Below are 19,834 nucleotides of genomic sequence, written 5' to 3' on the forward strand. Positions count from 1 at the left end.
CGGGGATCGTCGGCAGCTCTGCCGGTGGGGTTTTGGGTTTGCGAGGCATCGTCACTCCTTGGCGACATGTTATGCCTCAAACACGAAATTTCCGACAGGCCCACGTTTGTTTGATATCCCGGTGGACGGTTGGACCATTCTCCCAATCATTCTGTCGGTCGAGTTCTGCTACTACTGGTTTCATCGCGCCAGCCATCGAATCCGCTGGTTTTGGGCGGCGCACGTCGTTCATCATACCGGCGAGAACATGAACTTCACTACGGCGGCACGACAATCGATGCTCAATGTGGTCGCTGGGAGTTTCATCTTTTTCCTTCCTCCCGTGCTCCTCGGTGTGCCGCCGGCCGCAGTCGCACTCATCCTGGCCGTGAATCTGTCCTATCAGTATTTCATTCATACCGAACTGATCCGCCGCCTTCCTGGCTGGATTGAGTACATCTTCAATACACCGTCCCATCACCGTGCCCATCATGGCCGAAACGACCAATATATCGACAAGAACTACGGTGGCATGTTGATCATTTTCGATCGCATGTTTGGCACTTTCGAAGAAGAACGGGAGACGGTGCAATACGGCATCACCCAACAGATTAAGTCCTACAATATCCTGGTGCTGAATCTCCACGAGTTTGTCGACATGTGGCGTGACGTGATGTCACCGGGGCCCGTGTGGCAGCGACTGCAACACCTGTGGCGGCCGCCGGAATGGGTGCGCCGTGGTCATGAACCCATCCACACATGGACGGTGGACAGGAACGAGCCGACCGGCAGTGAGTCGACACCCACTCCGTCAACGTCCGCTACCTGAGAGCCAACTCATGCATCGCCTCTCTCAAATATACCTGGCCGTTTCGGCACTGGCTTTCCTGCTAATTGGCTTGCATACGTTTCACGACCCCGCTACGGCAATGGCGGGCCTCGATATGCAACCCCATTCGGTGAATGCCTTCAATGAGATCCGTGCCAACTACGGTGGCATGCATCTCGGTATCAGTCTGTTGCTGGCCCTGGGTCTACTCTCGAAGGCGTGGCGAAAGCCCTCGATGTGGATCAACGTCGTGTTCACCAGCGGCCTGGTGCTCGGGCGGCTGGTCAGCATTTCCGCTGACGGGTGGCCAAATGATCTCGTTCGAATGTTGCTTGGAATCGAAGCAGCAGCGGCATTCACCGGCCTAGCGCTGTTGTGCTTCCTCAACAAACATGATGCGCGCTCTTCCATGAGATGAGCGCTCACTTTGAGCGCCCGCGACGCGTGGACATGAGGTCATCGTTCACCCAGTCCTATCAAGTTAAACTCGCACCGATCAACCTCCACCTGTCCTGATACCGGTCTTGCGGACAACGCGCGAGATATCCGCGTTGACGGGCTTCACCGCTTTCTAAGCATCCTTTCATCGCGACGGGTCCGACGCAGCGAAGAGAACGCTAGCTCTCCCGAGAGCAGTCAAGGTGTTGGGGCCTGGCCCCAGTAGAGACTACGGAGGTTGCGTCCAGGACCGTAGTGTTCGGTCTCTTCTGGGGTCTTTCGATGCCGTGTCTGCAATTGCCACCCTCTGCGAAGTGCTTATTAGCAGGCGCAGATCTTTGCCGGCATCCGGCCGCCATTGTGAGAGTATAATTTCACGATAGTGAAACAACACAGAAAACCGCTCTCCACGCTGGTGTTCCTTTTGCAAGAACGACCTCCATGCCACGACCACTACCTGATCCGAAGCCACCGTCGCGTGCGACGATTCGCACCATTCACCAACTGGGCGACCGCATTCGAGCAACGCGGGCAGGGAAAAGGATGCCCATTGACCAGGCGGCAAGACATTGCGGGGTCTCGGTCGGCATGCTGTCCAAGCTCGAGAACGGCAAGGGCGTCAATCTCGAGCACGCCCTGCGTGCGTTGGACGGACTGGGTTTGGCGATGCTGGTCGTTCCCAGGGCGCATGCGCCTTGGCTTGAACAGGCAGCGGCCCATACGGCCAAGATCGGCGAGGACGCGGCCAGGCGACAGCACGCCTGGCTGGAAGAGTAGTAGAGGCCTGCGATCAGGCTGGGCATCAATCTCTGATGCGATCCCAGATCGGTGCGGAAATGCACTTCGCTTGGTGTGCTGACGCGCCTTATGCTTTCCTGATCCATCCGATGCGGTGCCGCTCCTGCGTGGCCTCGTGCCGCGCATCCTCTTCGCTGTGCAGATAGCCGCTCGTCGTCGACAGCGAGCTGTGCCCAAAGTTGTCGCGCACATAACGCAGGTCGACCTGCTGGTCGGTCATATGCGAGCCGGCGGTGTGGCGCAGCCAGTGGGCCGAGGCGCTGGCCAGCACCGCGGCCTGCGCCCCCCACTCGGGCCCGCGCGCCCGCAGGCGCTCCGCGGCCATGCCAAACACCTCTTTCAGGATCAGGTGCAGCGCGCCGCGTGACAGGGGTTTCTCGCCACCCTCTCTGCCAATCACCGGCAGCACCAGTGGCCGCGTCTCCCCGAACTGCGGGGTAGGCGGCAGGTCGTGGGCGCGACGGTAGCGCGCGAGTTCGGCAATCAGTTCGTCGGTCGCCGGCACCAGCCGGGTCTTGTTGCCTTTGCCGGTCACCTCGAGCCACCAGCGCTCGATGCCCTGGCCATCGCGCCGGCAGAAGAACGCGCCCATGGGGGTCGCCGTCAGCTCGGAGGCGCGCAGGCCGCCCAGATAGAGCACGGTCAGCACCCACCGGCAGCGCGCGGCGTGCCGGCGTTCCCGCGCGGTCTCGGTCGGCATGGCCGCGACGGTGTCTTTGACCGTTTCCCACAGGTCGTGGCTCAGATAGCGGGTGATGCGCGCTCGGGTGGGGGCGCGCCGGCGGCGGGCGAGGGCAAGCGGGTTGCCGGCCAGGTAGCCCGCCTCGGTCAGCCAGGCGAACAGCGCGTTCAGGATCACCATCGCGTGGCGCACGCTGGACGGCGACAGCGGCCCGGCAAACGGGCGCCAGTCGGGGTGGCCGCGTGCAAGCTTCTTGCTGCCGGCCAGCACCCAGCGCGCGGCGGGTTGCGGATCGGCGAGGAAGCGCTCGTAGGCGAGCAGGTCTTCGTGCGTCAGCGAGGACAAGGGCTTGCCCACCTGGAGCACGGTCCACAGGATCAGCCGCTCCACCTCGCGGCGATAAGTGGTGAGCGTCGCGGTGCTGTCGGCATAGCGCGCGAGCCAGGCGGTGACGGCGGCCAGGTCGTCGGCCGCGGCGATCCGCGTGGCGCTGGCGGGCGCGCGGTTGCTGCCGGCCGCGCCGGACAGCGCCGGGGTCAGGCGCAGGCGCTCCAGCGGGGTGGGAAGCGGGGCGGCCAGGCCATCCAAAGGTTTAATCGGGAGCAGTTCCATGGTGTATCGGCCTAAGCGTCGGTTTGCACAAATTTGTTCCCGCTGGTCGCACGCCAGCAAGCCGATTGCAGGGCGATGGTAACAATATTGCGTCGAGAAACGCTGCAAGAAATTGTTCCCCCAGCCGACACTTGAAGCAATTTTGTACCTTCCCCCAACGCATCGGTCCGTCGTCAGCCTTCACCCCGCCGACGGCGCGGGGCGATCCGATGGACGGGATTCAGCTGCGCAAAGCGATGACGTTCGCCGTCAGGCGTGCCACGCAAGCTAGCCGAGTCACGCCGCGCCTGCCGCCGGTGCGTGCGCTCCAGCGCGCCAGCCAGGCGTGCCCATGGGGGTCGGGAACAAAATTCTGCAAAAAGAGGGCACAAATTTATGCATACCGACAGGGGCAGCGTGGGGAGGCGATTCGAGCCAATATTATAGACATAAGCGTACTTATGTCTCAAGTTTGTACTTGAAATTATGAAATCACGCGGTTTACGGCATATTATTGACTCATTCGAACTGAAATCCAGGCCCGTCATGACGCTTGACCCCGCATCCACCGCCGAAGACCAAGCGCTGCAGGCCGATATCGCGGCGCTGCGCGGCCGTTTCACCGAGACGCGGGAGCTGTACCGCGAAGTCTGCGCGCTGCTGTTTTTCCGCTATGGCGTCACACCGACGGCCAACAAGCTCTACAGTCTGGTGCGCAAGGGCAGCATGAGCACACCTTCCCACGTGCTGAACCGGTTCTGGCAGGACCTGCGCGACAAAACACGGGTGACGATCGACCACCCAGATCTCCCCGAGGCCTTGAAGCAGGTTGCCGCCGAGGCAGTGTTGGCCATCTGGCAAGCGGCCTCGTCCGCGGCGGCCACCGAACTGGCCGCGCTGCGGGCCGAAGCGCGCCACCAGGCGCACGCCGCCGAAGCCGCGCGCGACCAAGCCACTGCGGAAAGCGAAACCGCGCGACAAGCGACCGCGGTCATTCAGGCACAGCTGGACTCGGTGCGCGGGCAGCTTGCCGCGCTTCAAGAAATGCTGTCTGCTGAGCGCCAGGGCCACGCAGCAACCGAAGCGCGTCTGCAGGAGACCCGCCGGCAGTTGGACGAGGCGGCACAGCAGCTCACACAGGCTCGGGTTGAATTTGGCGCGCAGCTCGATCGTGAGCGGGCCCGCGCGGATGCAGCAGAAGAGCGTGCCGCCAGCCACGAGAAACGTGCGTTGCGCGAGATCGACCAGGAGCGCACCGCCCGTCAGAAAAGCGACAAGCTGGCCGATGAGCTACGTGCGCAGGTTGTGGCCGCGCGTACCGCGATGCAAGAAAGCGCCGTGACACATGCCAATGCGATCGGCACGTTGCGCATGGAACTGGGCGCAGTGCGGCAGCAGGCGGAGGGAGCCGCCACGCGGCAGCGTGAAACGGCCGAAGAACTGGTGCAGACCCAGTCGTTGCTGGAGGAGGCGCTACGGCGGGCTGAGCGCGCCGAAACCGAAGCGGAAACAACGCGCCGGCTGGTGAGCGAGTTGAAGAAGGCAACACCAGGACGCGTTGGCCAGCGGACGAAAGCGCCGTGATCCTTAATTACTGAAACGTATGATTCGCGCCGCCTTCATTACTTGAAGGCTTATGATAGCGAACTGGCCTCATCTTGGCATGACCCCAAAACCATCGGCTGATGCCGGTGCTCTTTGCCTCGAATCGATGTACCCAAGCGCGGTCGAATAGATTGCCGTAATGGCGTGCACGCGGATCACCCCTGCATCGACCTGTGATTGCGTACCCGATCGGGGGTGGATTGAATCGGCGAGAGCCGCCGCATTTAAGCGCAAACCCTGATAGACGAGTGGCTTGACAACGTAAATTTGTTCATCGATGGTATACAGAATACTGAAACAGATACTCCATCATGATCAATTCCACGGCCGGGGCACGCGCGCCCGAAGCGGCTTCAGGATCGACGCCGACCGCGCCCGAGTGGCACTACGCCACGATTTCCGCCGCTCAGGAAGCGCTGCGGCGTCGGGAGGTGACATCGACCGATCTCGTTGCGGCCTGCGAGGCGGTCTGGCGTAACGCCAATCCGCGTCTGAACGCGGTTGTCGTGAGCGATTTCGATCGAGCCTACGCCGTGGCGCGAACGCGCGATGCCGAACTTCGCGCAGGTCGGGTCCGCGGCCCGCTGCACGGCATACCGTTTACCGTCAAGGAGTCGTTCGACGTCAAGGATTGGCCGACCACCGTCGGCGATCCGGCATTCGTCGGCAACATCGCGGCGCGTCACGCCAGCGTTGTGCAGCGCCTGGTGGATGCCGGGGCCGTCCTGCTCGGTAAAACCAATGTGCCGATATGGCTGCGCGACTGGCAAAGCTACAACGATGTCTACGGCACGACGCGCAACCCGCACGACACTTCGCGCACGCCGGGCGGCTCGTCCGGGGGCAGTGCCGTTGCCGTCTGTGCCGGCATGGCCTTCTTCGACGTGGGCTCGGATATCGGCTCGTCGGTCCGCAATCCCGCCCATTACTGCGGCATCTTCTCGCACAAGAGTACCCACGGCCTCGTGCCGCTCGACGGGCACGGGCTGCCCGGCGGCATGACGTTTCCCGACATCAACGTTGCCGGGCCGCTCGCTCGTAGCGCCGGCGACCTGGAGTCCGTCCTCTGCGCCATCGCCGGCCCTACCGCCGACGCCGCCTGCGCCGTGCGTCTCGATTTACCCCGGTGCCATGCCACCGATCTGAGCCAGATCCGCTTCGGCATTCTGCCCAACCATTCGATCGCCGAAGTCGATGCCGAAGTGGAACAGTGCATCGTGGCCCTCGGAAAGGACCTTGAGCGACGCGGCGCAACCGTGGTGTGGGATGCACGCCCACCCCTCGACGCCGGCGAATTGCTGCGCGTCTACACGTTGATGCTGCGCGCCGCGACCAGCGGCTATCTCGGCGACGACGCCTTCGCGGCCGCCATCTCGGCCGCCGCCGAGGTGCCTGCGCACGACATGCGCTACGGGGCACTTCAATATGTCGGCGCGGTCATGCGACATCGCGACTGGCTCAAGCTGCAACCGCTGCGCGAGCGCTTTGCCGCCGCCTGGCGCGCCCTGTTCGAGCAGGTCGACGTGCTCCTGTGTCCCGTGGCTGCAACCCCGGCGTTCGCGCTGAACGAGGAGGGCGCACCTTGGCAGCGCACGTTGAACGTCAACGGCCAGGCGCAGCCGCTCACCACACAGATTTTCTGGGCCGGTCACTCCGGCCTGTGCGGCCTGCCATCGAGCGTCGCCCCGGCGGGACGCACGGCGCAGGGGCTACCTGTGGGCGTTCAGATCGTGGCCCCGCTGTATCACGACCTGCGCTCGATCCATGTCGCCCGATTGCTCGAAGCCGCCGGCTACACCTTCGTCCCCCCCGCCTGACGCATCGGCAAGCCCCGTAACCCCGAGCAACCCCAAGCAACCCCACGAAACCCCACGAAACCACGACAACCTAAGGAGGACACCTTCATGTCCTGGCTCAAATCGCTGTCGAGAAACGAGAAGCGCGCCTTTGCCGGCACCTTCATCGGCCATACGGTCGACGTCTACGATTTCATGATCTATTCCTTTCTCATTCCGGTGCTCCTGACGAGCTGGAACATGAGCAAGGCAACCGCCGGCAGCATCGTGACTTACACGCTGATTGCGTCGCTCGTGGGCGCCATCGGTGCTGGCCTGTTGGCCGACCGCTACGGACGTGTCCGCATTCTTCGCTGGACCATCGCGTTGTTCGCGCTGGCCTGCTTCGCCTGCGGTCTCGCCAATTCCCCCACGCAACTGACCGTCCTGCGCATCATCCAGGGGCTGGGCTTCGGCGGAGAGTCGTCGCTGTGCATGGTGCTTGTCATGGAGACGATCCGCGATCCTGCTCATCGCGGCAAGTTCTCGGGCTTCACCGCCAGCAGCTACTCGTTCGGCTGGGCGCTCGCAGCACTGGCCTACAGCGCGATCTTCAATTGGTTGCCGCCCGAGTGGGCGTGGCGGGTATGCCTGTTCATCGGTGTTGCCCCTGCGCTGCTGGTGTTCTGGCTGCGCCGCAATCTTGAGGAGCCGGAAGCTTTTACCCGCACGCTGGCCGAGCGCCGCAAGACGAGCCCGCTCACGACGATCCGCAGCGTGTTCCGTGGCCCGCTTGCGATGCGCACGTTCCTGTGCAGCCTGCTCTCTGGCGGCATGCTCGGCGCGTACTACGCCATTGCGACGTGGATGCCCACCTGGCTCAAGACCGAGAGAGGGCTCTCTGTCACGGGTACCGGCGTGTGGCTGGCGATCACGATCGTCGGATCGATCGTCGGCTATGCCTTGGGCGCATGGTGCACCGACCGGCTGGGACGTCGCCCGACGTACATACTGTTTGCGCTCGGCGCGTTCGTCATGAGCATCGCCTACATGCTGATTCCGGCGCCCATGCCCGTCATGGTGGTACTCGGCTTCCTCATGGGCGTGCTGATGCAGGGGACCTTCGCGGGCGTGGCGGCGACCATTTCGGAAACCTACCCCCACGAGATTCGCGCGACCGGCTACGGCGTGGCCTATAACGCGGGCCGCGTCATCGGCTCTGTCTTCCCGTTCATGGCGGGCTGGCTCGCCACTGGCCACACCACGCTCACACTCGCGATTCCCATCGTCGCAGCCGTCGGGTATGGCTTCGTCATCATCGCCGCATGGATGTTGCCCGAGACGAACGGCATCGCGCTGGACGCCGTCGACCCGCTCAAACCCAGCGCAAATCCCGTCCTGTCCGTCGAACGCCCAATGCCGCACGCCGTGCGCAACGCCGCCGACTGAGTTTTTCCAGCATCCAAGCCCCACCCGCACGCCGAAATTGTTGCATTGGCATTCTTGCCAAAACGGTATACAGTGTACCAAAAGACGAATCGATACCCGGCAATGGCTACACGCAGCGGGTATCCCAACAGAAACCAAGGAGAGAGAAATGGCAGAACTGATGGACCGCGAAACCTTCCGGGCGGCGCTCGAAGAAGCAATCAAGGGCAAGAGCGCGAACAAGGCACCGTTCAGCATCGCCTGGGCAAGCGGCAAGCTCACGCGCGCGCACCTCGCCCGTTGGGCCGAGAATCATTATCACTATGTCGGCCCGTTTGCCGATTACCTCGGCTATCTATACGCGCGCACGCCGGACCACATGACCGAAGCGAAGGATTTCCTGCTCGCGAACATGTACGAGGAGGAAATCGGAGGAGACCGCCACACCGATCTGCTGATTCGCTTCGCCGAGGCGTGCGGCACCACGCGTGAGCGCGTGGTCGACCCGGACAACATGTCGCCGACCACGCGCGGCCTGCAGAGCTGGTGCTACGCGGTGGCGATGCGCGAAGACCCGGTGGTCGCCGTCGCCGGACTGGTCGTCGGACTTGAGTCGCAGGTGCCGTCGATCTACCGCAAGCAGACGCCCACGCTGCGCGATACCTACAAGTTCACCGACGAGGAAGTCGAGTTCTTCGATCTGCACATCGTGTCGGACGAGATCCACGGCGAGCGCGGCTATCAGATCGTGCTGGAGAACGCGAATACGCCGGAGTTGCAGCAGCGCTGCCTGAAGATTTGCGAGATCGGGGCACAAATGCGTCTGCTCTATACGACGGCGCTCTACTACGACTATGTCGAGAAGGAAGTCCCGCTGCCCGAGCTGGGACTCGCGGCCTGAGCCACGCCCGGCAGCGCCGCGCCCCCCGCGCTCAACCTCCGGGAGGAGGGCGAACAACGTGGGGTGCGGATCTTCAAGCCTCTTTGCAGGACTGCTTCCTCCATGACAACCGTTCCAACGTTTTTGAATTACATCGACGGCGAGTGGTGCACGAGCCGATCGGGCGCCACCTTTGAGAACGTCAATCCAGCCGATACCCGCGACGTGGTCGGTCTTTTCCAGGCGTCCGGCGAGCAAGACGCACGGGCCGCCGTGCACGCGGCTGCAGTGGCGTTCGCCGATTGGAAGCGGCGCTCGACGAGCGCTCGCGCGAAGATACTTTTGGGCGCCGCCGCCTACCTGGAGCGTCATGCCGAGCGCTTCGCCGAGGAACTTACCCGCGAAGAGGGCAAACAAGTGCTCCTCGCGAAAGACGAGTTCCTGCGGGCGGCGCAGACGCTTCGCTATTACGCGATCGAAGCGCAGTCCTATGGCGCGCAAACCTTCCCGAACGACGATGCCGACATGACGGTATATACCGTGCGCGAGCCGCTGGGCGTCGTGACGATCATCTCGCCGTGGAACTTTCCCGTATCGATTCCGGCACGCAAGATCGCGCCCGCGCTGATCTGTGGGAACACCGTGGTGTTCAAGCCCGCGTCGGATGCGCCCCTGAGCGGGCTGCGCCTGACCGAAGCGTTTGTGGAAGCTGGCATCCCCAAGGGCGTCTTGAACTTTGTCACGGGAAGCGCCTCGGCGGTCGGCCCGGTACTGACGGGCGCGCGCGAAGTCAAGGCGATCTCGTTTACGGGATCGACGGCCGCCGGCGAGCAGATTCATCGGACGGCGTCGTTTTCCACGCGCACCCAAATGGAACTCGGCGGCAAGAACCCGCTCATCGTGCTCGAGGCACAGGATATCGATCGCGCCGTCGATCTCACGATCAAGGGCGGGTTTTCGCTCTCGGGGCAGGCGTGCACCGGCACGAGCCGCGTGCTGGTCGCCCGCGAGATTCGCCCGGCCTTTGTCGAACGTCTCGTCGCGAAAGCCAATGCGCTCAAGGTCGGCAATGGTCTGATGCCCGACACGGATATCGGCCCGCTTGCGACGGCGGGTCAGTTGCGCACCGTGCTCGACTACATCGAGATTGGCAAGCGCGAAGCCACGTGGGTCTGCGGCGGGCAGCAACTCACGCACGACGTGTATGCGCATGGCTATTTCGTCACGCCGGCCATCTTCGTCGATGTGCCGCGAGACGCACGTATCGCGCGGGAGGAAATCTTCGGTCCGGTGATTGCCGTCATCGATGTGGACGGCTACGACGACGCCATTGCCGTGGCAAACGACAGCGACTATGGTCTCGCGGCCTCGCTCGTCACGCAGGACGCGCGCCTGATGCACCGCTTCGCGAACGACATCGAAGCCGGCACCGTCAAGATCAACCGCACGACCACCGGCAATCTGGTCAATGCGCCGTTTGGCGGACTCAAACAATCGAGCACGGCTACCTTCCGCGAGTCCGGACGCGACGGACTCGAGTTCTATTTGCAGACGAAGACCGTCTATCGCGGCGTCTGACGACCGCTTTCTCACGACATCTCTCATCAACCATGAAGCCATTTCTCAAACTCGAACTTGCCGAAGCCCGGCACATGATTGCGGCCGCCGTTGCCCGCTCGCACGAGATCGGCGTTCTCGAATCGATCTGCGTGGTCGACGAAGGTGGATTCCCGCTTGCGCTCGAACGCATGGACGGCGGTCGCGTCACTGGGCCTCAAATCGCATGGAACAAAGCCTTCACGGCCGCAGGTCACAAGCGCTCGACGCACTTGTTCACCACGCCGCCCAACGGCCCCGCGTTGCCGGGCAATGAGGCCTTCGGCATTCAGTGGAGCTTCGAAGGGCGCTTCGCCGCCTTCGTCGGTGGCTTCCCCATCGTGGTCGACAATCAGGTGGTGGGCGGCATCGGCCTGTCGGGCGGCAACGGCGAGCAGGACACGCAGGCGGGTCTTGCCGGTCTCGCCGCGCTGCAAGAGCTGCTGCGACCGAGCGCACGCGAAGTGCTCGTCCAGGCCGACATCAAGCTCTGAACCAGACAAGAGGTCGCTCGTGAGCTATCGGATTACATGGATCGAAGCCCAACGCAGCTTCGAGGCTGCTGCGCACGAAACGGTACTCGACGCCGCGCGGCGGGCGGGCGTAGTGCTGCCGTCGGCGTGCGAATTCGGCGGGTGCGGAACGTGTCGCGTGAAGGTGCAGCACGGGCGCGTTCAGTACGACGAACTTCCGCCCGCGCTGTCGCAAGAGGCCGCCGACGCAGGCTATGCACTCTTATGCCAGGCGCGCGCGGCCTCGGATCTCGCCATCAGCACCGAGCGCGTGCTTGCCGCACCCGCACCGGCGCGGCGTCGCAAGACCCGGGTTCTGAGCACAGCGCCGCTGGGACCCGACGTCACCCGCCTCGTGCTTGGCTTCGCCGATGAAGAACCATGGGCGTTCCGTCCAGGGCAGTATGTCGACGTCTTCCCGGGGGACGCAGCCCCACGTAGTTTCTCGATCGCCTCGCGGTCCGGGGCGATGGAGGCGTCGCGCCAACTGGAGCTCCATATTCGCCGAATCGAGGGCGGATATTTCACTCAGACGCGTCTGAGTGCGCTGCGCGCGGGCGACGTGCTCGACGTTGAAGGACCGCTGGGTGGCTTCGGCTACCACGACGACGACTACCGTCCCATCGTGATGGCTGCAACGGGCACCGGCGTCGCGCCACTGCGCAGCATGCTCGCCGCGATGCTGGCCAGCGGCGATACGCCACCGATCGATTTGTACTGGGGCGGCCGCACACCGGAGGCACTCTATCTACACGACGAATTGACGCAACTCGCCGCCCAGCATGACGATTTCCGCTATGTGCCTGTGCTCTCGCAACCGGACGCCGCGTGGCCGGGCGCTCGCGGATACGTGCAGGACGCCGTGCTGGCGGACCATCCCGATCTGTCGGAGCATGCGCTGTATCTGTGCGGTTCGCCGATCATGATCGCGGACGCGAGCCGTGCTTTCGTCGCCAGTGGCGCCAGCATCCGCTATCTCTATGTCGATAGCTTCACGTTTGCGCATTCGCCGCCAGTGGAAGCCGCTGCGTGAGCGTGCTCGCGTTGGCGCTGCATGGGCGTTATGGGCGTTATGAGCGGTCTGAGCGGTCTGAGCGTTCTGATGCAGGGGGCACAGAGACCGCGCGCAACAGGCCGGCAATTACCTGTCGAGGCGGATCGACCGCACTGGAAACAACGATAGCCGCCTCAGCATTATGTTGGTATACAGTATTCATTTTTAGCGTTGCACATTGATAAAGGGCTTGCCGTCAGGCGAGTGAGGGGCGTGTTAGAAAAAAGGAGGAAGCATGCCAGTCGTCGTATTTCGCAGGAACGGCCAAACGTATCGAGAAGAAGTGAAAGCCAACACCAATCTGGTCGTTCGCGCGGGCATCAAGCAGTTTCCCTTCCCACATTTGCGCTACGAGTGCGGCATGGGCAAATGTGCACACTGCGCATGCCGGGTGCTGGCCGGGCAGGCGCAACTACCGGCGCCGAACTGGAAAGAGAAGAAGCAACTGGGCGACCGGCTCGACGCAGGTTATCGGCTGGTCTGCCAGTTATGGATCGATCACGACATTGAACTGGAGCAGGGCGACGAACTGCCGGAGACGCGCTGAGCGTGACTGGAAGATTGGCGACCCGCAACAAGGAAAGCGCATGTACATCGTACTTACGAGCCGGCCGGGCGAGTATCGCAGCGAGCCGACCCCGGGCGTCACACCCGTCGAAACGCACGACTACTACTACGGCATGCGCCACATCGCGGCGTTTGTCGTCGCAAGAATCGAAGGTCCGGCACGGGTGCGGATCGTCGACGAGACGGCGCCGCACGGCGCAAATCTGGTACCGACCAAGTTCTACGAGAAATTCGAAAGTGTGTCCGAGGCCATCGCGTCTCTGGAGGCGCTGGTCGGGCACGAACACGCGCAAGCGCGCCTGCGCCGGCGCCATCCGGAGGCACCGGTGACGTCGGTGGTCCACATTACTTTCCTGACCAACGGCGGCAAGACGGTCGAGGCACCGCCCAATAGCAATTTGCTGCGCGTCTCCTTGCGTGAAAAGGGCGGAATTCCGTTCAAATGCGGCGGCGGACTGTGCGGCACCTGCCGATGCAAAGTGGAAGCCGGCCGCGATCATATCGACGAGGTGAAGCAGAAGGAACGGCGTCATCTGAGCGCAGAAGACCTCGAGAACGGTTATCGGATGGCTTGTCAGACCTTTGTCAACGGCGATGTGAGCGTGTCATGGTGAGCGACGCGAGTGCCACGATGGCACCGTTCGGGGCACTTTCGCCCGAACAGCAACGCCGGATGCTCGACCTCGGGCCGCGCTGGAACGACGACATCCTTGCCCACCGAAAAGCCGTCATCGACTGCTATACGCCGCTTCTGGCGGCTGCCGAGAAGAGTCCCCACGTCGAACGAGATCTGGCCTATGGCATGAACGCGCGGCAGGTCCTGGATGTCTTCACGCCGGTAGTGGCGCATCGGACGGGCAGGGCCGATGGGTTGCGCGAGGCGGTTCTGTTCGTCCATGGCGGCGCATTCGTGCGCGGCAACAAGAGCGTCAATGGCGAGGTCTACGACAACGTTTGCCACTGGTTCGCGCGACAGGGAATCGTGGCGATCAACGTAGAGTACCGTCTGGCCGATGAAGCGCCATGGCCGGGCGGTGCACAAGACGTTGCGCACGCCATCGCGTGGGTGCGTGCGCATGCCGCGCGCTGGCAGATCGATCCGTCGCGCCTCTTTCTGATCGGCCACTCGGCGGGCGGCACACATGCGGCGAGTTGCCTGTTCGACCCCGCGTTGAGGCGGGGGCGCGACGCACTGTGCAGTCACGTGGCAGGGCTCGTGCTGATCAGCGCCCGCCTGTTCGCGGATGTCGATCCGCGCAATCCGAACGCCGGTCCGGTGCGCACCTATTTCGGCGCGGACGAGGCATGTTATACCGAGCGCTCGCCGCTCACGCACGCCGCGCAAAATTCCGTGCCGACGATGATTGCCATCGCCGAGTACGAGAACCGGTTCCTGGACGACTATGGCGCAGCGTTCTTCCTGGGCTTGCTGCGGCAACGCGGCACCGCACCGCGTTTCGTCCAGATGCGCGGGCACAACCACACATCGATCGTCGCGCACTTCAACTCGGGCGAGGAGTGGCTGGGGCGGGAAATTCTGGCATTCATGGCGTCGGTGCCGCGCCATGCTTGAGGGGGACGCCGCTCGGGAAGTCGATGTTGCGCAGCAGGTGCACTTTACGCGCCGTGTACAGTCTACAAAATGCCGTGCGCTGCTAGAATGCGCTGATGTGTGAAGCGCGTGGTCTGACGCGTAACGCGTCGATCGGAGTCATCACGGGTTTGGGGAGATGGGACATATGGTGCGGGGAGCCGCAGGGCCAAACGGGCGCGAGCCGATCATGCACCAGCAGCTTTCGGATCTGGTGATGGCCCGCTTGCGCGAGTCGATCACGTCCGGCCAGTACAAACCGGGCGACCGGCTCGTCGAGGGGCGGATTGCCGAGGAGCTCGATGTATCGCGCGTTCCCGTGCGAGAGGCGTTGCGGGCGCTGGCGGTCGAAGGACTGGTGGAAGTGCGCCCGCGCCACGGCGCAGTCGTCGCGTCGTTCGACCCGGCGTCGGCACGCGAAATGGTGCAGATCCGCGCGACGCTGGAGGGGCTCAACGCGCGCCTGGCGGCCGAGCGTTGCACGCCGGCCATGGTCAAGCGCATCGAAAAGGTGCTGCAAGAAGGTAACGCGAAGGTCGCCGCCGGGGAGACCGCAGGACTGCTGGAGCTCAACGCGCGCTTTCACGATCTGCTTTACACCGCTGGCGCGAACGCGATGCTTGCCGAGCTGATGCGTTCGCTGCGCGATCGCTCACGCATGCTTTTCGTCAATACCAACGACGAAGAAGTGCGTATCACATGGGAAGAGCACGCGGCCATCTTGCGCGCAGTGCAGTCCGGCGATGCGGCGTTTGCCGCACTGCTTGCCGAACGTCACGTGGCACGCGCCGCACAATACTATCTCGACCATCTGGCACGTTGACGCACTGCAACCCATGCGCCGTCGTCAATCAACTGGCTGACACGACGGCGCCCGGGCCAAGGCGTTCGACCGCGCCGGCTCAGCCCGCGGGAATCGCCCGGATCTTTTTGCGGTTCAGCAGCAGCGGAATCACCCCGATGGCAATGCCCCCCATTCCGACGACATTGGTGGCCCAGTCGAAGGTCGGAATGCTGTAGAGCGCGATGAAGAACAGGAAAAGTCCGCTCGCCACTGGCCAGATGACGTGGGTCACGGCCGTCCACGGTCCCTGCGTCAGAACCTTGCGGTAGTACCAGCCGCAGGCGAGCCCGGTGAGCCCAAGGTAGAAGCAGATCTGAAAACCGATGGCGGTAATCGAATCCTGGAGGATAACGTTGATGGTCGGCAGGTAAGACGACATGAACAGCAACGCGAGTCCGATGATCCAGATGAAAAAGATGGCGATGTGCGGCGTTTGCCAAACGGGGTGAAGGCGCGCGTAGCGATGGTGGAGTACGCCGTCTCGACTCTTGGCAAACAGGGTGCGCGTGAACTGCAGCATCTGCGTCTCGACCGTTCCCACCGTGCTCAGCAATACCGCAATGATCGCGACGTAGCCCCAGGTCGGCCCGAACAGCTTCTCGGCAATGGCGAAGATGATGTTCGTGTTGTAGTGCTGGATCTCGGCGTCGGACAGCCCCAGCAGCGCGATGACAATGAAGATCAGGAAGAACGCCATCAGGAAGACCATCGACCAGAACGCAGCCCGGCCGGGGATGCGGTTCGAGTCACGCGTCTCCTCGCTGAGGTTCATGGTCACGTCCCAGCCGTAGAAGAAGAAGATCGCCACCAACGCACCACTGGCGAACGCCTTGGGCGAAAACGCGAAGGGCGAGAACCAGCCCCACGAAAACGCGTGCTCTGGCGCATGCGGGAATACGAAGAAGCTCGCGACCATAATGACGAGCAGGATGACGCCCTCGATGATCGTCATCAGCACTTGCACGTAGCTGGTGAGCTTGATGCCCTTGACGACAATGGCACTGACGACCGTGAGCCACGCGGCTGCGATCAGCGTCACGTAGTGCACATTGTTCATCATGGGCCGATTGAAGATGAGCAGGGTGGCATTGGCGGCAGGGATCATGGCGGACACCATGAATACGCAGCACAACACCAGAAGCGCCCAGCCGGCGAAGAAGCCGAGTGAACGCCCGAAGACCATGCTCACCCACGAATAGGAAGTACCGGCACTCGCGATGGCACGGTTCATGTTGATGAACGCGTACGCGATGCCAAACATGATGAGCCCGCACACCAGAATGCTCGCTGGCGAGAGTGTCCCGGCCGTCCCGATGATGGTGGACGTCGTGATCTCGACGCTGTAGGCCGGCGCCGTGCCGGCGATGCCCATGATCACCGATTCGACGATGCCCAGTGAGTCGGCGTTGAGTTTGGCGGGTTGGTCCATAGACGTTCGTCGCGGTAGGCTTGAGTGGAGATAGCGTTTTACTCTAAGCCGGAATTGCAGGCAAGTGGGGTATGTGACGCAAGCCGATGCGGACTGGACCGGACGACCGGACGGGTGGTCGGGCACGGTCGCCCGCCGGGCAAACCGCTTGAACGATGCCCGTCGATGTTGCATTTGACCCACACGCCCAACGCGCCGTCATGCTGTCCGGGATAACGGTGGCGTTCATCGCGCCCATAGCGGCGGGTCGCAGGCTTGCGTCGCCGCGTCGAGTCCGCCGTTGACCGCTTGAGCGTCCCCGGCGCACCGCTTTGAGGCAGAGGCAGGGGCAGGGGGGGGGTGAGGATCGCCCAAGCGACTAACGCGCGAGCTGTGCCTTCGCCAACTGCCCAAGGCGTCGAACGCCACGCTCAATGCGCTCACTCCATTCCGATGCGGCACTCAGGCGCAAGCAGTTGCGAAAATGCCGGCTGGCCGAGAAAACGTCGCCGGGTGCGATACAAATGCCGTTGTCCAGGGCTTCATCGAAGAGCACACGGGAGTCGAACGCTCTCGGCAGTTCCAACCAGAGTGCAAAGCCTCCGGCCGGCCGGCTCACTTTCGTGGCGGGCGGGAAGCTGTCCTCGATGACACGCGTCATCCGTGCGAGATTTTCATGAAATGTGTGGCGAATACGGCGCAAGTGACTGTCATATAACCCGCTCGCCAGGAACTCAGCCAACGCCACCTGTGGCAAAACGGGACTGCACAGACTGAACGCGAGTTTGCGCTCCAACACCCGCTGACCGAAACGTCCGGCGACGATCCACCCAACCCGGTACCCTGGCGCCAGAGACTTCGAGAACGAACTGCAGTAAATGGTGTTGTGACCGCCATCGAGCGAAATGAACGGTTTTGGCCGTTCACGCCCGAAGTAAATATCGCCGTAGACATCGTCCTCGATCAATGGAACGGAGCGTTGAGCCAACAGCGAAAGCAGTGCCCGCTTGTGGCTCTCGGGCATCGCGCAACCGAGCGGGTTGCTGAAACTTGAGGACAAGACGCAAGCGGCAACCGGCTGTGCATCCAATAGCCCGGAAAGGACTTCGACATCGACGCCGTTGATGGGATCGGTCGGCAATTCAATGACTTTGAGGCCTAACATCTCGAGCGTGTGCAGCAGGCCAAAGTAGGTCGGCGATTCCACTGCGACCGTGTCCCCGCGGTTCGCGACCGTCGTCAGGGCCAGCAAGAGCGCTTCCGTACATCCACTCGTGACCAACACATCGTCCGGTGCGATCGCGTGCCCCATCCGAATCGACCGTTTCGCGATCTCCTGCCGCAACCCGAGATCGCCTTGCGGCGCGCAATAGATGTTGTATCGATCGCCATGCTTTCGGGCCGCCCGCGCCAACGCCAGATCCAGGCGTTTCGATTGCAGCAGCGTGGCGTCGGGCACGGTGCAGCCCAGCGGCACCAGCGCGGGATTCGATGCGTGTTCAAGCAGACCTGCAACGGCCCCGCTGATGGATACGGTCGACGCCTTGGGCTGCTGGCGCGATGCAGACGGCAGCGAGAGCTGATGACGACGCCGGTTGGCCACATAAAAGCCCGATTGCGGCCGCGACACCAGAAGCCCACGGTCCTCGAGCAATCGATACGCCCGAAGCGCCGTAAAGACACTGACACTGTGCTGTTCGCTGAAGGTTCGTACCGACGGCAAGCGTTCCCCCGGCGCCAGTGCGCCGTTGTCGATCGTACTGGTGACGAGGTCGGCCAACTGTAAGTAACGGAACTGCGAAGGTGTATCCATAACCGCCCACGAAATCGATCACGGCTCGATTATCGAGCCAGTCCGACGCCGCTCGCAAGTCAAAACTGTGCCGGTCTATTTAAAAATAATTGTGACTGTTATCTCGCCCTCAGGAGGTCTACGATGCGCCTATTCGATCGGTGCCGGGTGGTCGGTTCAAGTCCACGTGGTGCCGAGGCGCTCGTCGGACGACGTCTCAATCGTTGTCGGTCCGCAGCGTTTGACCCTCCCTGGAGTTGTGACGCATGACCCTTCCCGCCACCACGCAGACCGCCGCATCCGCTTGCCCTTCGCCGCACCAGTGGCAGGGGCGATTCCCGTATAACGACATTATTTCGCTGCTCGACGTCAATCGACCGCTCAATCTGGCCGAGAGCACGTCGCAAGACCTGAGTGTCGGTGAAATTCTGGATATGGCGGGCCTCGACAGCATCCGCAGCCTGAAGCTTGGGTACGGCAAATCCGCCGGTGCGCTTTCCTTGCGCGAAGCCATCGGACAAACCTGCAACGTTCCGGCTGACCATGTCGTGACAACGCAGGGCGCTGCGCTCGGTCTCTTTCTACTTGCGCTCGAAGCCTGTCGGCCGGGCGACGAAGCCGTCCTGATCTCGCCGTGCTTTCCTCCGAGTCGCGATTGTCTTGTCGGAGCAGGTGCAAGCGTTCGTGAAGTCAGGCTTACGTTTGAGAGCGGTTATCGCCTTGACATGAAGCAGATTGAATCGAACCTGTCGCCGAAGGTACGGTTGGTCAGCCTGGCATCGCCGCAGAATCCATCCGGCGTTCAGACATCGCGAGAAGACATCGAGGCGCTGCTTGCCCTCATGAAAGTATGCTGCCCGCAGGCCATCCTCTTCGTCGATGAGACATACCGCGAAGCCACGTACGGCGATCAGCGCCCGATGGAAAGTGTGGCGTCGCTCGATCCGCGCATCGTGACCGGCGCCTCGGTATCGAAAGCGCTCGGTGCGCCTGGACTGCGCACCGGTTGGCTGACGATCGCCGATCCTGATCTTCGCGCTCGCATTACCGTCGCAAAGCTCAATACTGTCATCTCCGGGTCGGTACTGGACGAAACGCTTGCCACGGTACTGCTTCACAACAAGGAAAAGGTGCTTGCGCCTCGGCGGCGACTGCTCGATGCCGCCCTTGGAGAGCTCTCGGCGTGGTGCGCCAGTGAGGCGGGGCGGCTCGAATGGATAAGGCCGAGCGCCGGCGCATTATGTTGCGTACGCCTTCGCCCGGCAGTGTTCGATGACGCGGCCGTTGCCCGCTTCTGGGATCTGTTGCCGGCGTTCGAACTGCAGTTGGCGTGCGGTACGTGGTTCGGCGACAGCCGTCGTGCGTTCCGTCTTGGCTTTGGATATCTGCCTCCAGAGCGGCTTGGTGTCGCGCTTTCGGCGTTGTCGTCCGCGATGACGGCTTGTTTGTCCTGAGCCAACGATTA

18 protein-coding genes are annotated in these 19,834 nt (G+C 62.8%); 15 read left to right on the top strand and 3 right to left on the bottom strand.

The window, feature by feature from the left end:
- From ACE3UG_RS20635 to ACE3UG_RS20645, 3 genes are all read left to right on the top strand, one after another.
- Positions 1 to 808, top strand: an 808-nt coding sequence (locus tag ACE3UG_RS20635; RefSeq protein ID WP_374627427.1) for a sterol desaturase family protein, incomplete at its 5' end; no start/stop codon positions are given.
- Between the two features lie 10 nt (positions 809 to 818).
- Positions 819 to 1,226, top strand: coding sequence for a DUF4345 domain-containing protein (locus ACE3UG_RS20640; protein WP_043355321.1), 408 nt, complete (start codon positions 819 to 821; stop codon positions 1,224 to 1,226).
- Between the two features lie 461 nt (positions 1,227 to 1,687).
- Complete coding sequence (locus ACE3UG_RS20645; RefSeq protein WP_043355318.1) at positions 1,688 to 2,023, top strand: helix-turn-helix domain-containing protein; 336 nt, start codon at positions 1,688 to 1,690, stop codon at positions 2,021 to 2,023.
- Between the two features lie 88 nt (positions 2,024 to 2,111).
- Here ACE3UG_RS20645 and ACE3UG_RS20650 read toward each other — a convergent pair whose 3' ends face one another.
- Positions 2,112 to 3,338 carry a tyrosine-type recombinase/integrase gene (locus tag ACE3UG_RS20650; protein ID WP_043355303.1) on the bottom strand — a complete coding sequence of 409 codons (1,227 nt, stop codon included), beginning with the start codon at positions 3,336 to 3,338 and terminating at the stop codon, positions 2,112 to 2,114.
- A 525-nt stretch (positions 3,339 to 3,863) separates the two neighbouring features.
- Between ACE3UG_RS20650 and ACE3UG_RS20655 the strand changes: the two genes are divergently transcribed.
- The 11 genes from ACE3UG_RS20655 to ACE3UG_RS20705 all read left to right on the top strand — a co-directional run bounded on the left by ACE3UG_RS20655 (position 3,864) and on the right by ACE3UG_RS20705 (position 15,148).
- The gene (locus ACE3UG_RS20655; protein ID WP_004637342.1) at positions 3,864 to 4,901 is read left to right on the top strand and encodes a DNA-binding protein; all 1,038 of its coding nucleotides are present in this window, start codon (positions 3,864 to 3,866) and stop codon (positions 4,899 to 4,901) included.
- 332 nt (positions 4,902 to 5,233) lie between these two features.
- A complete protein-coding gene (locus ACE3UG_RS20660; RefSeq protein ID WP_374627431.1) occupies positions 5,234 to 6,739 on the top strand; it encodes an amidase in 1,506 nt (501 codons plus the stop codon).
- Positions 6,740 to 6,826: 87 nt separating this feature from the next.
- The gene (locus ACE3UG_RS20665; RefSeq protein WP_374627433.1) at positions 6,827 to 8,146 is read left to right on the top strand and encodes an MFS transporter; all 1,320 of its coding nucleotides are present in this window, start codon (positions 6,827 to 6,829) and stop codon (positions 8,144 to 8,146) included.
- A 148-nt stretch (positions 8,147 to 8,294) separates the two neighbouring features.
- On the top strand, positions 8,295 to 9,026 hold the full coding sequence (locus ACE3UG_RS20670) for an iron-containing redox enzyme family protein (RefSeq protein WP_199068129.1): 732 nt from the start codon (positions 8,295 to 8,297) through the stop codon (positions 9,024 to 9,026).
- Positions 9,027 to 9,128: 102 nt separating this feature from the next.
- Positions 9,129 to 10,583 carry an aldehyde dehydrogenase family protein gene (locus tag ACE3UG_RS20675; RefSeq protein ID WP_374627436.1) on the top strand — a complete coding sequence of 485 codons (1,455 nt, stop codon included), beginning with the start codon at positions 9,129 to 9,131 and terminating at the stop codon, positions 10,581 to 10,583.
- 32 nt (positions 10,584 to 10,615) lie between these two features.
- Positions 10,616 to 11,095 (top strand): heme-binding protein, encoded by a 480-nt coding sequence (locus ACE3UG_RS20680; RefSeq protein WP_374627438.1) that lies wholly within the window; start codon positions 10,616 to 10,618, stop codon positions 11,093 to 11,095.
- A 19-nt stretch (positions 11,096 to 11,114) separates the two neighbouring features.
- Entirely contained in the window at positions 11,115 to 12,146 is a 1,032-nt protein-coding gene (locus tag ACE3UG_RS20685; protein WP_374627440.1) for a 2Fe-2S iron-sulfur cluster-binding protein, read from the top strand.
- Positions 12,147 to 12,402: 256 nt separating this feature from the next.
- On the top strand, positions 12,403 to 12,714 hold the full coding sequence (locus ACE3UG_RS20690) for a 2Fe-2S iron-sulfur cluster-binding protein (protein ID WP_374627442.1): 312 nt from the start codon (positions 12,403 to 12,405) through the stop codon (positions 12,712 to 12,714).
- 355 nt (positions 12,715 to 13,069) lie between these two features.
- The gene (locus ACE3UG_RS20695; RefSeq protein ID WP_374627472.1) at positions 13,070 to 13,348 is read left to right on the top strand and encodes a 2Fe-2S iron-sulfur cluster-binding protein; all 279 of its coding nucleotides are present in this window, start codon (positions 13,070 to 13,072) and stop codon (positions 13,346 to 13,348) included.
- A complete protein-coding gene (locus tag ACE3UG_RS20700; RefSeq protein WP_374627444.1) occupies positions 13,342 to 14,307 on the top strand; it encodes an alpha/beta hydrolase in 966 nt (321 codons plus the stop codon). The genes ACE3UG_RS20695 and ACE3UG_RS20700 overlap by 7 nt, the downstream gene beginning before the upstream one ends.
- A 208-nt stretch (positions 14,308 to 14,515) precedes the next feature.
- Complete coding sequence (locus ACE3UG_RS20705) at positions 14,516 to 15,148, top strand: GntR family transcriptional regulator (RefSeq protein ID WP_374627446.1); 633 nt, start codon at positions 14,516 to 14,518, stop codon at positions 15,146 to 15,148.
- Positions 15,149 to 15,227: 79 nt separating this feature from the next.
- Here the strand turns inward: ACE3UG_RS20705 and ACE3UG_RS20710 are convergent, their stop codons facing one another.
- Positions 15,228 to 16,598 (bottom strand): APC family permease, encoded by a 1,371-nt coding sequence (locus ACE3UG_RS20710; RefSeq protein ID WP_374627448.1) that lies wholly within the window; start codon positions 16,596 to 16,598, stop codon positions 15,228 to 15,230.
- Between the two features lie 358 nt (positions 16,599 to 16,956).
- On the bottom strand, positions 16,957 to 18,390 hold the full coding sequence (locus tag ACE3UG_RS20715; protein WP_374627450.1) for a PLP-dependent aminotransferase family protein: 1,434 nt from the start codon (positions 18,388 to 18,390) through the stop codon (positions 16,957 to 16,959).
- A 245-nt stretch (positions 18,391 to 18,635) separates the two neighbouring features.
- Between ACE3UG_RS20715 and ACE3UG_RS20720 the strand changes: the two genes are divergently transcribed.
- Positions 18,636 to 19,823: a pyridoxal phosphate-dependent aminotransferase gene (locus ACE3UG_RS20720; RefSeq protein ID WP_374627452.1), complete on the top strand. Its 1,188-nt coding sequence runs from the start codon at positions 18,636 to 18,638 to the stop codon at positions 19,821 to 19,823.
- Positions 19,824 to 19,834: the final 11 nt, after the last annotated feature.

The sequence above is a fragment of the Pandoraea sp. genome (genome assembly GCF_041919235.1).
In the GTDB taxonomy this organism is placed as follows: Bacteria; Pseudomonadota; Gammaproteobacteria; order Burkholderiales; family Burkholderiaceae; genus Pandoraea.

Excerpts from the sequence above, each read along its gene's own strand:
- ACE3UG_RS20640 (WP_043355321.1), top strand. The coding sequence starts at position 819 with ATGCATCGCCTCTCTCAAATATACCTGGCCGTTTCGGCACTGGCTTTC.
- ACE3UG_RS20645 (WP_043355318.1), top strand. The coding sequence starts at position 1,688 with ATGCCACGACCACTACCTGATCCGAAGCCACCGTCGCGTGCGACGATT.
- ACE3UG_RS20650 (WP_043355303.1), bottom strand. The coding sequence starts at position 3,338 with ATGGAACTGCTCCCGATTAAACCTTTGGATGGCCTGGCCGCCCCGCTT.
- ACE3UG_RS20655 (WP_004637342.1), top strand. The coding sequence starts at position 3,864 with ATGACGCTTGACCCCGCATCCACCGCCGAAGACCAAGCGCTGCAGGCC.
- ACE3UG_RS20660 (WP_374627431.1), top strand. The coding sequence starts at position 5,234 with ATGATCAATTCCACGGCCGGGGCACGCGCGCCCGAAGCGGCTTCAGGA.
- ACE3UG_RS20665 (WP_374627433.1), top strand. The coding sequence starts at position 6,827 with ATGTCCTGGCTCAAATCGCTGTCGAGAAACGAGAAGCGCGCCTTTGCC.
- ACE3UG_RS20670 (WP_199068129.1), top strand. The coding sequence starts at position 8,295 with ATGGCAGAACTGATGGACCGCGAAACCTTCCGGGCGGCGCTCGAAGAA.
- ACE3UG_RS20675 (WP_374627436.1), top strand. The coding sequence starts at position 9,129 with ATGACAACCGTTCCAACGTTTTTGAATTACATCGACGGCGAGTGGTGC.
- ACE3UG_RS20680 (WP_374627438.1), top strand. The coding sequence starts at position 10,616 with ATGAAGCCATTTCTCAAACTCGAACTTGCCGAAGCCCGGCACATGATT.
- ACE3UG_RS20690 (WP_374627442.1), top strand. The coding sequence starts at position 12,403 with ATGCCAGTCGTCGTATTTCGCAGGAACGGCCAAACGTATCGAGAAGAA.
- ACE3UG_RS20700 (WP_374627444.1), top strand. The coding sequence starts at position 13,342 with ATGGTGAGCGACGCGAGTGCCACGATGGCACCGTTCGGGGCACTTTCG.
- ACE3UG_RS20705 (WP_374627446.1), top strand. The coding sequence starts at position 14,516 with ATGCACCAGCAGCTTTCGGATCTGGTGATGGCCCGCTTGCGCGAGTCG.
- ACE3UG_RS20710 (WP_374627448.1), bottom strand. The coding sequence starts at position 16,598 with ATGGACCAACCCGCCAAACTCAACGCCGACTCACTGGGCATCGTCGAA.
- ACE3UG_RS20715 (WP_374627450.1), bottom strand. The coding sequence starts at position 18,390 with ATGGATACACCTTCGCAGTTCCGTTACTTACAGTTGGCCGACCTCGTC.
- ACE3UG_RS20720 (WP_374627452.1), top strand. The coding sequence starts at position 18,636 with ATGACCCTTCCCGCCACCACGCAGACCGCCGCATCCGCTTGCCCTTCG.